The organism is Methanothrix sp., assembly GCF_024518575.1.
In the GTDB taxonomy this organism is placed as follows: domain Archaea; phylum Halobacteriota; class Methanosarcinia; order Methanotrichales; family Methanotrichaceae; genus Methanothrix_B.
In genome coordinates this window covers 17,346-32,453 of the sequence record NZ_JANIHG010000004.1, presented here as the reverse complement: position 1 = coordinate 32,453, position 15,108 = coordinate 17,346, and the positions used below count along the sequence as shown (strand labels likewise).

Here is a 15,108-nt window from a genome sequence, read left to right as displayed (position 1 = left end):
GACTGCCAGAACCGCGTAAAGTTCAGCCGGATACTACCCATACGCATCCTCTGCGGTCTCCACGACGAGAGATATGAGGTCTTCGGGCGTGTTTATGTGATAAACCCTGCCGAGAGAGCCGAGGGCTTCCAGGACGTATCTGTCCTTCCCCTTCTCATCTATGCAGAAGAGCACAAACCTGCCGAGTGAGGCAGCCTCCTTCAGATAATCCCACTGTGTGTAGAGGTTCTGTATACCTGTGTCTGTTATGCAGAGTATCAGGCATCCCCTCCTCTCCTTCACGAGCTCCAGCATCCTGCTCCCTGGTATGTTCGTTCTCCCGCAGAGGTACTCGACCAGAACATCCTCCACGGCATCGAGGTCCCTGCACCACGGCTGAACCAGAAAGCTCTCGCTGAAGTTTATCGCAGCGAGCTCAGCGCCCTGCTCGTAGGCGAACTGCGCAGCCTTGAACGCGGCCAGCGTCGCATAGAATGTCCTGGATCCCCTCCTGTGGCCATCCATGGACCTGCTGCTGTCTAGAACAACAAGAAGATCCGGGACCTCAGAACGGCCAGGCGCCATGCTGCAGGACTCTTGATCCCTCCTGTAAGTGGTCACTCCCGGAACCAGCCTGGGGCTCATGCTGAGTGAGTAGTTGACATCCAGATCGCTCGGAGAATCATCGAAGCGCCATCTCGATGTGCCTGTCGGGTATGTATCGCTCCTGCTGGACCTGCTCGCCGCGATCTCTATCCTGTACCCCTGGTCGCGGTACCAGCGCTTGAGATCTCCCCTGATGCCAAGCACTTCCAGGCACCTCATGTACTCAACTGGCTCAAGCTCGGAGGCGAGACCTGAAAGCGGCGCAGATCTCGCATTCCCGCGCAGGATCTCAAGAGATCTGATCTCGTCCCTTCCAAGAGAGCCCGGGGAAAGTGGAGAGAGTACCATGGCCATCTGCTGGCACTGTCTCTTCCAGAGGGATCTATCCCGGACTCCAGGAGAGAAGACCTGCAGCAGAAGTCTGGACTCGGGCGTCTCGGTAGCGCCGCACAGATCCACCGACCAGTAGCTCTCGAGAAAAGATATGACCGCAACATCGAGATCCGATTCAACCCCCTCCGCTATGCGCCTCCAGAGGCGAACCACCTTGAGCTCATCAGACTCGCTCCGCTCCAGCCTGAATGAGTCTACAACTATATCACTGAATATATTCACGATCGTCCTCGCAAGTTTCACGTCATTCCTTTTGATGCCCCTCAGCGCTGCTAGGGCGAGCTCACCAGCAACCTCAAGCGACCTCGGGCAGAAAATGTAATGAAGGATGATGTGCTCGAAGAGGCTCTCCATATATAACGAGTCCTGCAGATCGTACTCTGTGATGGATATCCTGTAGTTATCGAATGGAAAGACGCCTGAGCTCTCAGAGGATATCACAGGCCGGGGAAGCTGGGGGTAGTGCCATTCGCTCCGCGCCGCCTCCCATATTCTGAGCATCTCATCCTCTGATGATCTCGATCCTGACACCGCCAGCCCTCCAGCCGACATTCCTTCCGGCATCACCGCGGATCTTTATAACGCCGCCCTTCGCAAGGATCCCCAGGTAGTCTCCGGCGTCTCCCAGCACTGTGAGGCGCCCGGAGCGCATCAGCCAGCCAGCCCTCTCGCCTGCGTTGCCCTTAACAAGTATCCTGCCGCCGGAGTTGTTGACACCTATGAAGCTCCCGGCATCTCCCAGGATCACGCCCCAGCCGCCGCGCATGTCGCGGAATGCGTAGGTCCCGCAGGAGGACGCGACTATCCCGCCACCGCTCATGCCCTGGCCGAGGTAATCCCCGGCCTCGCCAAGTCGGATCATGCCTGAGCGCATCCTCTCGCCCACATGTGATGGTCTCTTCTTTTCATCTCCCATCAGGATTAGCATTCCACCAGAGAGCTCAAGCCCTGCGAAATCCATCGGCCTGACAACCACATAAGACGCGGACCTCTCTGCAGCGATGCTCGTGATATACCCCCATATCAGGGACTCCTTCTTCCCCTGCGGTATGCTTGATATCATCCTTGGGATTATCTCATCGTTGAGGAGCTCTGCGACCTCCTCCTTCTTCGGATGGTCTCCGACCCTGTCGGCTAGATCCTCGAGGCTTATGACCCTCTCACCCTTCTCAGAGTCAAGCCTCCTGTGCCGGGTCTTTCCTCCGTATGCGCTCTCCATCAGGTTCTTAAGGCCCATTACGCCATCCTCTCCAACATGGGGATGTAATCCAGCCTCGCGATCGGATCGTCGTACTCAGAGAGCTCCTTTATGGCTCTGTCAAAGGAGATCTCTCCATCGATAGCCCTCGAGAATATCATGTTCATCTCGCCGCGCTCGTTGACCGTCCTGTCTATGCTCTTCTGCACGAGATCGGAGATATACTCGAGGCGCCTTGTGCCGTAGTATGGAGGTCGCTCGAGCATCGAGCGGTTAGGTGTGACCCTGTGCCATATCACGTAAGGTGCAACCGCCCTCAGGACCTCTATCTTGTTATCCTTCTTGAGGCCTGAGACGAACGAGACAGCCTTCGTGAACGACCTGAGATCCTGACGGACCCTGTCCGAGAGCCCCTCATCGATCTGCCAGCAGCACACCTCTGGATTGTTGAAGTAATGGCAGCCTGTGCAAAGACCATGGTTAGGGTTTCTGCCGGATAGCTGGGTCTTGTCGAAGCATGGCGCGCGCTCGCAGAGCGTGAAGTCGCGGACCAGCGAGACGATGCAGAGCTCTGTGAGAGGATCAAGCATTATCTCATCAACAGCACGAGGCAATGCATCGAACTCATCCCTTGAGAACCTAGGGAGCTGCTCCGCAAGATCCCTCACCTCCTCAGTGCGCTCCGCGAGGTTCAGGCCCGCGAGAAGGCCGGGCTGTATCGCAGGAACGCATGCCGATATTCTGTCCATAAGAGCCTCATCCACCGGGTACGTGGAGCTGAACTCGGGGTTCATCGTGGCGAAGTAGCAGGTATCTCCAGGCTCCAGCACCTGGCCAGCATAGGTCAGCTTTCGCTTCTTGATTATCTCAAGGAAGAGGTTTTGCTTTCCGGCAGGGAATCTGTTGATCTCGTTTATGAGCTTCCACCTGGACCTCGCCCAGGGCGTCCAGAGCACTCTGATTTCAGTGCCAGATGGCTGCATCCACTGTCTCGGATCTATGAATCCGATGATCTTCTCCTCGGTCTGCTCTGGGTGGCCGGAGACCATCAGGTTCTCAACATCGTCAAAACTCATGTTCATGAAAGCGCTTCCAAGGATGTTAACAAGGGTGGTCTTGTTCGCGCCCATGCCGCCGTACAGGAGGACCGCCCTGTTTCTCAGGCAGGCGTTTGCCATGCAGAAGATCAGCTGCGCGTTGAACCTCTCCGATCCTATGGAGAGATCCTTGACTCCGACGTGAAGGCGCAGCTCATCCAGGGCATCTTTAATTGAGGTGATCTTAGAGAGCAGGCTAGCAGCTTCCATTCAACCCCAGAGATGAGCGGATGGGCTTAAAGGCTTTCCTGCAGTGCAAAGCGCTGTTGCGCAGATGGCATGCTGTGAATTCCCGGAAGGAGACCTGCACAGCAGACCAAGTCGTGCGTGACTTTCTTCCTGGAGGGATCTTCTGCCTGCTTATCTACCAGCAATATAGAGCAAAACCCATGTGTCATCGGTTAATGCAGTTCGACGCAAGAATTGATTAATAATTTTTACATAGGTATTATCTTGAAATTAAGATTCTTGACGATTGCTATCGATCTTATCAGGCAGCATACATACGATGGCAGGAAAATTGTTAAATATTCATCATATTATATTGCATAGAAACCCTAACCGATGACAAATGGAGCAAAACCAGGTGGTTCATCCACTAGCGGATTGGCAGAGTGTGACAGAAAAGGGACTCCGCAAATTTCGAAAACCCGGCTCCATCCGGATCTCCGATAATCTGCGGAGATGAGCCAGCCAAATTATCCACCTTAAGGCATAAAGACCACTGCCCAGTAGGAATAATTTATGTGGTGCTCAGTAGCACATAAATTGAATAAAACCTTTATTTTTCTTACCAAAATGGTATCATATTGGAATTGCGAAATGCTTTCTTTGGCGCGGTTTTAATAAAAACGAGAGACTATCTTTGGTTCTGGTCAATCCGTCACTGGGGTTCATGGCATCTGCAGATATGGGTCACATCCGCATTATGAAAATACGTTTTGAATATTTAACCAAAAACTGAATTTTATGGATAAATCATACAAATATGATTAACCTCTCTGAGTGCGGTTTGAGATGGGAACTATAATTATTATTTATTATATTGTCGTGGAAATGATGTGCAAATAGGACGGTGCACCAATAGCTTTATTAATCATTACAATAATCTATCATTAACATCTGCCGCCCTATCCCTCAGACCACGCGGCGGATGGAGATGAAAGGAGGTTTATAAAAATGGCCGAGGAAACCGCAAAGACCGCGGTCCTTCTCGAGGAGAGGAGGCTGTTCCATCCCCCGAAGGAGCTGGTCGAGAACTCAAATGTCATGCAGTGGATGAAGAAGAAGGGCTTCAAGACAGAGAAGGAGATGCGCGAGTGGTGCTCGAAGAACTACGTGGAGTTCTGGGACGAGATGGCAAAGACGTATGCGGACTGGTTTGAGCCCTACAAGCAGGTTCTCGACTGGAAGCCCCCGTATGCCAAGTGGTTCGTTGGCGGCAAGTGCAACATGGCCTACAACGCGGTGGACAGGCATGCTAAGTCCTGGAGGAGGAATAAGGTAGCTTATATCGCAGTGGGAGAGCCTCTTGGCGACGTAAGGAAGTTCACCTATGGGGATCTATACAGGGAGGTCAACAAGCTCGCAAACGGCCTGAAGAGTCTAGGGATTAAGAAGGGAGACAGAGTCAGCATTTACATGCCGATGATCCCGGAGCTGCCGATAGCGATGCTCGCATGCGCAAAGATCGGCGCGATCCACAGCGTCGTCTTCTCGGGATTCAGCTCAAAGGCTTATGCTGACAGGGTTATGGATGCGGAGTCGAAGATATCGATCACAACGGATGGCTTCTGGAGGCGCGGAAAGATCGTTGAGTTGAAGAAGCAGGCTGATGAGGGGATTCAGGAGGCTCCAACAATAGAGCATCAGATCGTCTACAAGAGGACCGGCCAGGATATCCCGTGGAATAAAGACAGGGATATATGGTGGCATGATCTCGTCAAGGATCAGCCTGCTGAGTGCGAGACGGAGCAGCTCGATCCAGAGCACAGACTGTATATCCTGTACACATCGGGAACAACAGGAAAGCCGAAGGGCATCGAGCATGCGCACGGCGGGTACTGCGTTGGTGTTCCGCAGACTCTCCACTGGGTCTTCGATCTCAAGGAAGATGATGTATGGTGGTGCACCGCAGATATCGGATGGGTCACTGGCCACTCGTATATCGTATATGGCCCGCTCTCCCTCGGCGCGACGAGCATAATCTACGAGGGCTCTCCAGATTATCCGGACTTCGGAAGATGGTGGTCGATAATAGAGGAGTTCGGCGTCAACGTGCTCTACACAGCGCCTACCGCAATAAGGATGTTCATGAGGGCCGGCGAGCAGTGGCCTGCGAAGTACAACCTGAAGAGTTTAAGGCTGCTGGGCACCGTGGGCGAGCCGATCAATCCCGAGGCATGGGTCTGGTACAGGAAGAACATCGGAAGGGATGAGCTCCAGATAATGGATACATGGTGGCAGACCGAGACCGGCACATTCATAGGCTCTCCATTGCCGATCACGCCGCTCAAGCCTGGAAGCTGCACGTTCGCTCTGCCGGGATACAGCATGGACGTATGGGATGAGGCTGGAAAGCCTGTGCCTCCAGGAGAGGGAGGAAACATCGTCATACTGGAGCCGTACCCGTCGATGCTCAGAGATTTCTACAAGGATCCGCAGAGGTACTTCAGGACATACTGGGAGACATACTGGAACGTCAGGCCTGGCACATACCTGGCGGGCGATAAGGGACGAAGGGATGAGGATGGCTACTTCTGGATCCAGGGCAGGATCGATGATGTCATAAAGGTCGCGGGCCACAGAATCGGGAACTCGGAGGTCGAGTCCGCTGCAGTTTCACATCCGAAGGTTGCAGAGGCAGCTGTCATCGGCAAGCCGGATCCGGTCAAGGGCGAGGTCATAATAGTATTCGCCATACTGAGAGAGGGCGTTCCGGAGAGCGAGGAACTGAAGAAAGATATCGCAAAGCATATCAGGGAGACGTTGGGGCCAGTGGCCACGCCCGAGGCGATATACTTCGTCAAGGACGTGCCAAAGACAAGATCCGGAAAGATCATGCGCAGGGTCATAAGGGCCAAGGCGATGGGCCAGCCTGTCGGGGACATCTCCACTCTCGCAAATCCAGAGGCTGTGGACGCTATACCCAAGATCGTGTGAAGCGTCCCACGGCTTTATTATTTTTATTTAATAAAATACCTATTTCTTGACCGTTTGTTTGAGTTCGGTAAATAATGGGATTTCTCTAAAGAGCATTTCATCATGCGTAAATCAGAAAATCAAATCAACATTTTGTAATATACAAAATAGAAGTGTTCACAGAAACAATTTCATAATGATCATTTAGTATCATTATTAAACATTAATTACGTTCAAACGTTAACTTTATAAACGAAAGAGATAATCATCAATCGTAATAATGCCTCGTATCCTCCACATCCTGATTTGTCTGCTGGGAGGGCAGATGTGGTATGACCGGGAAAGGAGGCTGGAGGCAGAAAATGGCTGTTAAGGAGTGTCAAAATGGCTGAGCAAAAAGCTGCTACAACTGCGGTTCTTCTTGAGGAGACAAGAGTATTTCATCCCCCGAAGGAGCTTGCTGAGAACTCAAACGTCATGCAGTGGATGAAGAAGAAGGGCTTCACCTCTGAGAGGGAGATGCGCGCCTGGACCGGCCAGCATTACATAGAGTTCTGGGACGAGATGGCGAAGACGTATGCGGACTGGTTCGAGCCGTACGCACAGATCCTCGAGTGGAAGCCTCCATATGCGAGATGGTTTGTTGGAGGAAAGTGCAACGTCGCATACAACGCCGTGGACAGGCACGCGAAGGGCGCAAAGAAGGATAAGGTAGCGTACATCTTCGTGCCCGAGCCGACGGATCAAAAGGTGCAGAAGATAACTTACCTTGATCTCTATAAGGCCGTAAATAAATTCGCTAACGGCCTGAAGAGTTTAGGGGTCAAGAAGGGCGATAGAGTCAGCATATACATGCCGATGATCCCAGAGACGCCTATAGCGATGCTCGCCTGCGCAAAGATCGGAGCGATCCACAGCGTGGTCTTCTCAGGATTCAGTGCCGGCGGCCTGCAGAGCAGGGTTCTGGATGCTGAGTCGAAGGTCGTCGTCACCACTGATGGCTTCTACAGGCGCGGCAAGCCACTCCCGCTCAAGCCGAACGTGGATGAGGCGGTCCAGAACGCCCCGAGCGTCGAGAAGGTTGTAGTGGTCAAGAGAGCTGGAATAGATGTGCCGATGAAGGAGGGGCGCGATGTCTGGTATCACGAGCTCGTAGCAAAACAGCCTGACGAGTGCGAGACCGAGAAGACGGACTCGGAGGACAGGCTCTTCATACTGTACACATCAGGCACAACCGGCAAGCCGAAGGGCATCGAGCACGTCCATGGCGGATACTGTGTTGGTCCAGTGCAGACGCTCCACTGGGTCTTCGACCTCAAGGACAATGATGTCTGGTGGTGCACAGCCGATGTCGGATGGATCACAGGGCACTCATACGTAGTCTACGGCCCGCTCTGTCTCGGCGCGACGAGCATACTCTACGAGGGCGCTCCAGATTATCCGGACTTCGGAAGATGGTTCAGCATAATCCAGGAGCACAAGGTGTCTGTATTATACACAGCCCCGACTGCAATAAGAATGTTCATGAAGGCTGGCGAGCAGTGGCCGCAGAAGTACGATCTCTCCAGCCTCAGGCTGCTCGGCTCGGTCGGAGAGCCCATCAACCCCGAGGCATGGGTATGGTACAGGAAGTACTTCGGAGGCGACAGGTGCCCGATCATGGATACATGGTGGCAGACGGAGACAGGATGCTTCGTGGTCTCCCCGCTCCCGATCACACCGCTCAAGCCCGGATCGCCCACGTTCCCGCTGCCCGGATTCAACACAGATATCTACGATGAGGACGCAAACCCGGTACCATCCGGCATGGGAGGAAATATCGTCAACACGACACCCTGGCCGTCGATGCTCCGCGCCTTCTTCAGGGACCCCGAGAGGTACATGAAGGAGTACTGGCAGATGTACTGGGACATCAGGCCTGGAGTGTACCTGGCTGGCGATAAGGCGACAAGGGACAAGGACGGATACTTCTTCATCCAGGGCAGGATCGATGATGTTCTCAAGGTCGCAGGCCACAGGATCAGCAACGCTGAGGTCGAGTCAGCGCTTGTCTCGCATCCGAAGGTCGCAGAGGCAGCTGTCATCGGCAAGCCAGACGAGGTCAAGGGCGAGGTCATCGTCGCCTTCGTGATACTCAGAGAGGGCGTGCAGGAGAGCGAGGATCTGAAGAAGGAGCTCGCAAAGCACGTCAGGGGCGTTCTCGGGCCCGTCGCTTATCCGGAGATCGTCTACTTCGTCAAGGATGTGCCGAAGACAAGATCCGGAAAGATCATGCGCAGGGTCATAAAGGCGAAGGCACTGGGCAACCCTGTGGGAGATATCTCCGCGCTTGCGAACCCGGATGCTGTGGATGCCATACCGCTCATCAAGTGAGCGGTCCACATATTTTATTTGATTTTACGTGATGTTATCTTCTATTAGAACTCTTGTGTATTTACGCTTCTGATATGTGCTTATTGATAGCGAAACCCTTTTACACAGGACGCTTTTGTTACATGTATCATGAAAAATAATTAATACAAATTTTTACTAACAATTGTATATCGATAGATTTATAAATGAGCACATACGTATGAAATTATCGTGTTTCCGGAGTCTCCCAGTGCTGATAGGTGATCGCGGCATGGTAAGGATATACACGCCGGAGGACTTCTTGATGCGCTTCTTCTCAGGAGGAGTTCTCGAGTTCAGCTCATGCCTGCGTCATCACGGGACGGAAGCACATGAAGATCTAGATGAATGGAGGTATGTAAATGGCTGAGACTGCAAAGACTGCTGTTCTGCAGGAGGAGACCAGGATATTCAATACTCCCCAGTGGATAATCGAGTACTCGAACTCCTACCAGTGGATGAAGAAGAAGGGCTTCAAGACAGAGAAGGAGATGCGTGAGTGGTGCTCCCAGAACTACCTTGACTTCTGGGATGAGATGGCCCAGACATACGCGGACTGGTTCAAGCCGTACACACAGATCCTCGAGTGGAACCCGCCATATGCGAAGTGGTTCCTTGGAGGCAAGTGCAACGTCGCGTACAACGCAGTTGACAGGCACGCGAAGTCCTGGCGCAGGAACAAGGTCGCATACTACTTCGTCGGCGAGCCTGTTGGCGACACAAAGGCGATAACATACTACCAGCTCTACCAGGCTGTCAACAAGATGGCAAATGGCCTGAAGAGTCTGGGGGTTAAGAAAGGCGACAGGGTCAGCGTCTACCTGCCCATGATACCGGAGCTTCCGATCACGATGCTCGCCTGTGCCAAGATCGGAGCGATCCACAGCGTGGTCTTCTCCGGATTCAGCGCCGGCGGCCTGCAGAGCAGGGTTACCGATGCTGAGGCAAAGGTCGTCGTGACCTCTGATGGCTTCTACAGGCGCGGCAAGCCGCTCCCGCTCAAGCCGAACGTGGATGAGGCGGTCCAGAACGCCCCGAGCGTCGAGAAGGTTGTTGTGGTCAAGAGGGTAGGCCTTAATGTGCCGATGAAGGAGGGGCGCGATGTCTGGTACCACGATCTCGTCAAGGATCAGCCCGCAGAGTGCCACACTGAGGAGCTCGATCCAGAGGACAGGCTCTTCATACTGTACACATCAGGCACAACTGGAAAGCCGAAGGGCATTGAGCATGCTCACGGTGGATTCTGTGTGGGTCCGGCATACACCACCGCATGGGCGCTGGATGTCCATGAGGAGGATGTCTACTGGTGCACAGCCGACTGCGGCTGGATCACAGGACACTCATACGTAGTCTACGGCCCGCTCTGTCTCGGCGCGACGAGCATACTCTACGAGGGCGCTCCAGATTATCCGGACATTGGGAGATGGTGGTCCATCATCGAGGAGTACGGCGTCTCTGTATTCTACACAGCGCCCACTGCGATCAGGATGTTCATGAAGGCGGGCGATGAGTGGCCGAAGAAGTACAACCTCAAGTCGATCAGGATACTCGCATCCGTGGGCGAGCCGCTCAACCCCGAGGCCTATGTCTGGTTCAGGAACAACATCGGAGGAGGGCAGGCACCGATCATCGATACATGGTGGCAGACCGAGACAGGATGCCATGTGATCGCTCCGCTCCCCATGACGCCTGAGAAGCCAGGCTCTGTGGCGTTCCCGCTGCCTGGATTCAACACAGACATCTACGATGAGGACGGCAACTCAGTGCCACTCGGCTACGGCGGCAACATCGTCCAGAAGACGCCCTGGCCGTCGATGCTCCGCGCCTTCTTCAGGGATCCAGAGAGGTACATGAAGGAGTACTGGCAGATGTACTGGGACATCAAGCCAGGCACATACCTGGCGGGCGATAAGGCGACCAGGGACAAGGACGGCTACTGGTGGATCCAGGGCAGGATCGATGATGTTCTCAAGGTCGCGGGCCACAGGATCAGCAATGCCGAGGTCGAGTCCGCTGCAGTTTCGCATCCAGCTGTCGCTGAGGCTGCAGTCATCGGCAAGCCAGACGAGGTCAAGGGCGAGGTCATCGTCGCCTTCATAATCCTCAAGGAGGGCGTGAAGGAGAGCGAGGATCTGAAGAAGGACATCGCGAAGCATGTCAGGAGTGTCCTAGGCCCGGTCGCGTACCCGGAGATCGTCTACTTCGTCAAGGATGTGCCGAAGACAAGATCCGGAAAGATCATGCGCAGGGTCATAAAGGCAAAGGCACTGGGCAAGCCGGTCGGCGATATCTCAGCACTCGCGAACCCAGAGTCGGTGGAGAACATCCCGCTCATAGTCTGAGCGCGGATTTTCATTTATTTTTTAGATTCTGTTTTATGGAAGCCTGTCCGCGGTAATCCAGCACGCGGTATTCTAGAAAGCTCTCCATCTTTATCGCTCGGCAGAGATCCGCTTTCATCAAGCCGACATGAGTCTGAGGAATTCAGCCCCCGCCCCCACAAGTCAAGAATAAAGCTCGGAGAAGATATGCTACAAAATGCGGGGGACGGGAGTCGAACCCGCGAACCCCTTCGGGACAGGGTCCTAAGCCCTGCGCCTTTGACCTCTTGGCAACCCCCGCATCTCTAAAGCGGCCTGCCTCCCATCATCCATTCGAGGACAGCCTTTGATGTGTGAAGCCTGTTCTCAGCCTCGTCGAACACAGCGCTCTGCGGGCCGTCCATGACATCGTCCGTGATCTCCTGGCCCCTGTGCGCCGGCAGGCAGTGCATAACTATCGCCTCCCTCCCGGCAATCTCGAGGATCCTCTGGTTTATCTGGTACCCGCTGAAGCTCCTGAGACGCTCTGCCTCCTCAGACTCATCCCCCATTGAGATCCATGTGTCTGTAACGAGGACGTCAGCGCCACGCGCTGCATCCGATGGCTCAGCAGCGATCTCGGGGACGCCGCCGAGCTCTCTGGCCCTTTCTAATATTTGGCCCTTTGGCTCATAACCCCTGGGCGACGCCACGATCATTCTCATCTTCAGCATGGCAGAAGCCAGTATCAGCGAGTTGCACACATTGTTTCCATCCCCGATCCATGCTATCCGGAGACCCTCCAGGCGGCCGAAGCGCTCCCTGATGGTCATGAGATCAGCCAGGATCTGGAGCGGATGCTCCTGGTCTGAGAGAGCATTTATCACGGGCACGCTCGAGTGAGCTGCCAGCTCCTCCACAGTCCTGTGCGAGAAGACCCTGGCGGTTATCCCATGCACATATCTTGAGAGAACCCTCGCTGTGTCTCCGATCGTCTCGCCGCGCCCGAGCTGCAGCTCGCCTGCGCTGAGATAGAGCGGATGCCCGCCAAGCTCTGCGGCTGCGACCTCCAGAGATACACGCGTGCGCGTCGAGGGCTTTTCGAAGATCATCGCCAAGCTCTTACCGGCAAGAGGCCTTCTCTCGCCGAGAGCACACCCACCCCTTCCTGCGCGCTCTGCTTTTAGATCCTCCGCCCTGTCCAGCAGCGCCACGATCTCGTCTGGAGAGAGATCCGCTATCGATATCAGAGAGCGAGTGCTCATGAGACCATCTCCCTGAGAAGATCCTCAACTGTGGGAACACCATCAGAGGTGACGCGGACCGTCGCGCTGATGTTCTTAAAGCTCGGGATCTTGGTCTCATCCGTCTCAGCTGGGATCAGTCGATTTGACCACGGGCTGTTCGGCATGAAGGCCAGACCCGGATGCGAATCTTCTGAAAGCCTTGCCACGACGACAACCCTACCATTATCGCTCTCCAATAGCACATTCGATCCATCCTTTATTCCAGCCTTCGAGGCATCATTTTTATCAAGGAAGACCACAGCGCTCATCTTTCTGTATTCCTCTCCAAACCTGTCGAGCTCCTGAGCCTCGCTCTGGAATATGTCCCTGAATGTCACGACCGTTACCTTCATTCAGATCGCCCCCAGGATCATCGACAGAGCCTCTTCGTCCGAAGGATACTCGCTCTTCACGATCGGATCTAACCCGATCCTGACTCCGTCCATTCTCAGCGCGCTTCCGCCAGCCTCGATGCCAGATAGAGCTGTGGGTATCACAACCCTTGAGAGCTCGGTGGTGAGCGTCCTGTGCGGATCAAGGGTTATCATCGGGACCCTTGCGAGCGCCTTCGCGATCCCGGCTGGAAGCGATGATATCGGGTCGGATCCCACAACCATGGCGAGATCGCAGCTCTTCGACGCCTCTACCACGCTGTACATCGGGCCGTGATCAATACCGTCAGCGAACGATACCCTGTTTATGAAGCCTGTCTCATCGAAGAGGAGCTGGTTGAACCCGCGCATGTTGTAATGCCCCACCATCGGTATGACATTGTATTTGGTGTATTCATTCAGCCTGTCCACCAGCGCCTTCAGGCGATCCATCCTTCCCCTGAGGGAGTATGCGAGCCCCAGGCCGGGAAATATCACGCCTGTATCTGCTTTTTTCAGAGTATTCATCATGGCGATCATGGCCTTTTTGTCCCTGACCCTGGGAATCTTCCCGTCAAGGACAGCAAGCATCGCATCTATGAGATCAGCATCTCCTCCGGGAGGAATCTGCACAAAGTTCCCAGAAAGTATCTTCGCGGTGGGAGATGCCCTGATATCTATGAGAAACGCGGTCCTGTCCTCCTCATGCCCTCTCTGAAGCTTCTCCCCGCGGGGGAAGTATGAGAAGCGGGACATATGCCTTGGATGGCTGCTCGATGGATCGCACCCCCAGAATATCAAGGTGTCGCCGTAGTTTCTCACATCATCCAGGGTGCAGGTTGGGATCTCTCCGCGAATAACCATCTCCACGATCTCTCCCTGGCATATTGACGAGGTATCATCGATGATCGCCTTTGTCCTCTTAGCGAGCTCGATGCCCTTGCGCTGGGCCTCCAGCGTCGAGCATGACCAGCCGAAGAGCAAGGGCCTCTTCGCATCCCTCAGCATCTCCGCAGCTCTGGAGATGGCCGCGTCGATGCCAACCTGCTTTCCATCAACCTTCGGCACAGATCTGTCTGAGCTGAGGGACCTGTACCTCCCGAAGCCCTTCCTGCAGAGGTTCTTCGTCTTTGTTATCCTCCTGCCATCGATCGAGACCTCGATATCATCGCAGAGAAGGGAGCATCCAGTGCATACAGCCATGTGATCACCTAGACAAACTCTATAGCCTTGCTCGGGCAGGTCGCTGTGCATAGATTGCACAGTATCCTGTTCGGACCGAACCGCCTGCACTCCTTTGGGTTGAGGCATTTAACGACTCCGTCCTCAACGACCAGTATGACCCTATCGCTCTTTGGCCCCAGTCCAATCGCAGATCCCTTCGGGTCGTTTGCGACATTCACCGGGCAGGCCACCACGCAGTTGCCGCAGCCATAGCACCGCTCGTCATGGATTATGAGCCCGGTCTCTGTTGCACCTGCGATTGGCGCCATGACCTCTCTGAGCTTCTTCAGCTTCGCCTCGTATTTTGGCTCCAGCAGAGGTGTGCAGTCCTCGATCTGCTTCTCCCTGGCAAGAAGGGCAACAGCGAATGCCATGCACGTCGGAAGGCCGCACTTCTTGCAGTTCAGCTTTGGTGTTAGCTGATAGATCTCCATAGCGCTGACCATTAAACATCACCTGCCCTCTAATGCTTCTGAATTACATATGTAATAATAGTATCCATTGATACGGGTTGCACGGCCTGATTTCGGCCCATCGATCTGGAGCGCCACGATCTCAAAAAAAGCGCTCAGAGCTTTCTTATACGCATACAGCATCCGCTCTCAGTGAGCTCGGTCTCCAGGCTCATGCCCATCTCTCTGAATGCCAGTTTCCAGTGCGTCTCTGAGCATGTCCTGCAGTGCTCCCTGGCGACAAGTGATGCCCCGAGCCTCGAGAACGCCTTAGCGCCCTCTAGGATCGCACACCGCTCTCGCTTTATATCCACACATCCCTCGCTCTCCGTCACCTCGATCTCAGAGCCGAACATGTTCTTCTCATTCGTCGCTATCGCCACCGCCACATCCAGCGGCTCTTTGAGCTCGAGGCGCTTGAAGGTCGCAGCAACCTGCCTTGCGCCGAGCTCCATGAACTCCCTGACGCCCTTCTTTCCGAGCCTTCTTCCAACGTATCCGATGCTTCCGTAGTAGTTGCCAAGCCACCATCCGACAACGCGCTGCTGTATCTCTGACAGGGTCAGTACTGGTATGTCTGTCATTTTTGCTCCACCGAGCTCTAGCCCCCTGGCTATATGATTATAGTGGTTGGAGTGGAGAATTGATCACACATACAGATGGTCACGAA

General features: G+C 54.3%; 12 protein-coding genes and 1 tRNA gene. 4 read left to right on the top strand and 9 right to left on the bottom strand.

What is annotated here, in order from left to right:
- Nucleotides 1–33: 33 nt before the first annotated feature.
- The 3 genes from NQU42_RS01675 to NQU42_RS01665 are packed head-to-tail and all read right to left on the bottom strand — an operon-like array spanning nucleotide 34 to nucleotide 3,483.
- Nucleotides 34–1,509, bottom strand: a complete 1,476-nt coding sequence (locus NQU42_RS01675; protein WP_296608518.1) for a VWA domain-containing protein — start codon at nucleotides 1,507–1,509, stop codon at nucleotides 34–36.
- Entirely contained in the window at nucleotides 1,481–2,215 is a 735-nt protein-coding gene (locus NQU42_RS01670; protein ID WP_296608516.1) for a hypothetical protein, read from the bottom strand. The genes NQU42_RS01675 and NQU42_RS01670 overlap by 29 nt, the downstream gene beginning before the upstream one ends.
- Nucleotides 2,215–3,483 carry an AAA family ATPase gene (locus tag NQU42_RS01665; RefSeq protein WP_296608514.1) on the bottom strand — a complete coding sequence of 423 codons (1,269 nt, stop codon included), beginning with the start codon at nucleotides 3,481–3,483 and terminating at the stop codon, nucleotides 2,215–2,217. Before NQU42_RS01665 ends, NQU42_RS01670 begins: the two co-directional genes overlap by 1 nt.
- A gap of 969 nt (nucleotides 3,484–4,452) precedes the next feature.
- On the opposite strand from NQU42_RS01665, the gene acs (NQU42_RS01660) reads away from it, so the two are divergent.
- The 4 genes from acs (NQU42_RS01660) (at nucleotide 4,453) to acs (NQU42_RS01645) (ending at nucleotide 11,147) form a co-directional block, all read left to right on the top strand.
- Complete coding sequence (gene acs, locus NQU42_RS01660) at nucleotides 4,453–6,435, top strand: acetate--CoA ligase (RefSeq protein WP_296608512.1); 1,983 nt, start codon at nucleotides 4,453–4,455, stop codon at nucleotides 6,433–6,435.
- Between the two features lie 363 nt (nucleotides 6,436–6,798).
- Nucleotides 6,799–8,787, top strand: a complete 1,989-nt coding sequence (acs, locus tag NQU42_RS01655) for an acetate--CoA ligase (protein WP_296608511.1) — start codon at nucleotides 6,799–6,801, stop codon at nucleotides 8,785–8,787.
- A gap of 250 nt (nucleotides 8,788–9,037) precedes the next feature.
- Nucleotides 9,038–9,175 (top strand): hypothetical protein, encoded by a 138-nt coding sequence (locus tag NQU42_RS01650; RefSeq protein WP_296608509.1) that lies wholly within the window; start codon nucleotides 9,038–9,040, stop codon nucleotides 9,173–9,175.
- Nucleotides 9,168–11,147, top strand: a complete 1,980-nt coding sequence (gene acs / locus NQU42_RS01645; protein ID WP_296608507.1) for an acetate--CoA ligase — start codon at nucleotides 9,168–9,170, stop codon at nucleotides 11,145–11,147. The genes NQU42_RS01650 and acs (NQU42_RS01645) overlap by 8 nt, the downstream gene beginning before the upstream one ends.
- Nucleotides 11,148–11,344: 197 nt before the next feature.
- Here acs (NQU42_RS01645) and NQU42_RS01640 read toward each other — a convergent pair.
- The 6 genes from NQU42_RS01640 to NQU42_RS01615 form a co-directional block, all read right to left on the bottom strand.
- A tRNA-Leu gene (locus NQU42_RS01640) sits at nucleotides 11,345–11,427 on the bottom strand.
- Nucleotides 11,428–11,431: 4 nt separating this feature from the next.
- Complete coding sequence (gene argF, locus NQU42_RS01635) at nucleotides 11,432–12,370, bottom strand: ornithine carbamoyltransferase (protein WP_296608505.1); 939 nt, start codon at nucleotides 12,368–12,370, stop codon at nucleotides 11,432–11,434.
- Nucleotides 12,367–12,744 carry a molybdopterin dinucleotide binding domain-containing protein gene (locus NQU42_RS01630; protein WP_296608504.1) on the bottom strand — a complete coding sequence of 126 codons (378 nt, stop codon included), beginning with the start codon at nucleotides 12,742–12,744 and terminating at the stop codon, nucleotides 12,367–12,369. Before NQU42_RS01630 ends, argF begins: the two co-directional genes overlap by 4 nt.
- A complete protein-coding gene (locus tag NQU42_RS01625; protein ID WP_296608502.1) occupies nucleotides 12,745–13,965 on the bottom strand; it encodes a formylmethanofuran dehydrogenase subunit B in 1,221 nt (406 codons plus the stop codon).
- A gap of 8 nt (nucleotides 13,966–13,973) precedes the next feature.
- The gene (locus NQU42_RS01620) at nucleotides 13,974–14,432 is read right to left on the bottom strand and encodes a (Fe-S)-binding protein (protein WP_296608500.1); all 459 of its coding nucleotides are present in this window, start codon (nucleotides 14,430–14,432) and stop codon (nucleotides 13,974–13,976) included.
- 122 nt (nucleotides 14,433–14,554) lie between these two features.
- Complete coding sequence (locus NQU42_RS01615) at nucleotides 14,555–15,022, bottom strand: hypothetical protein (RefSeq protein ID WP_296608498.1); 468 nt, start codon at nucleotides 15,020–15,022, stop codon at nucleotides 14,555–14,557.
- Nucleotides 15,023–15,108: the final 86 nt, after the last annotated feature.

Bases quoted from the DNA above. Each gene is read 5' to 3' on its own strand.
- NQU42_RS01670 (WP_296608516.1), bottom strand. From the start codon at position 2,215: ATGGGCCTTAAGAACCTGATGGAGAGCGCATACGGAGGAAAGACCCGG.
- acs (WP_296608512.1), top strand. From the start codon at position 4,453: ATGGCCGAGGAAACCGCAAAGACCGCGGTCCTTCTCGAGGAGAGGAGG.
- acs (WP_296608507.1), top strand. From the start codon at position 9,168: ATGGCTGAGACTGCAAAGACTGCTGTTCTGCAGGAGGAGACCAGGATA.
- NQU42_RS01615 (WP_296608498.1), bottom strand. From the start codon at position 15,022: ATGACAGACATACCAGTACTGACCCTGTCAGAGATACAGCAGCGCGTT.
- NQU42_RS01630 (WP_296608504.1), bottom strand. From the start codon at position 12,744: ATGAAGGTAACGGTCGTGACATTCAGGGACATATTCCAGAGCGAGGCT.
- NQU42_RS01650 (WP_296608509.1), top strand. From the start codon at position 9,038: ATGGTAAGGATATACACGCCGGAGGACTTCTTGATGCGCTTCTTCTCA.
- acs (WP_296608511.1), top strand. From the start codon at position 6,799: ATGGCTGAGCAAAAAGCTGCTACAACTGCGGTTCTTCTTGAGGAGACA.
- argF (WP_296608505.1), bottom strand. From the start codon at position 12,370: ATGAGCACTCGCTCTCTGATATCGATAGCGGATCTCTCTCCAGACGAG.
- NQU42_RS01665 (WP_296608514.1), bottom strand. From the start codon at position 3,483: ATGGAAGCTGCTAGCCTGCTCTCTAAGATCACCTCAATTAAAGATGCC.
- NQU42_RS01620 (WP_296608500.1), bottom strand. From the start codon at position 14,432: ATGGTCAGCGCTATGGAGATCTATCAGCTAACACCAAAGCTGAACTGC.
- NQU42_RS01625 (WP_296608502.1), bottom strand. From the start codon at position 13,965: ATGGCTGTATGCACTGGATGCTCCCTTCTCTGCGATGATATCGAGGTC.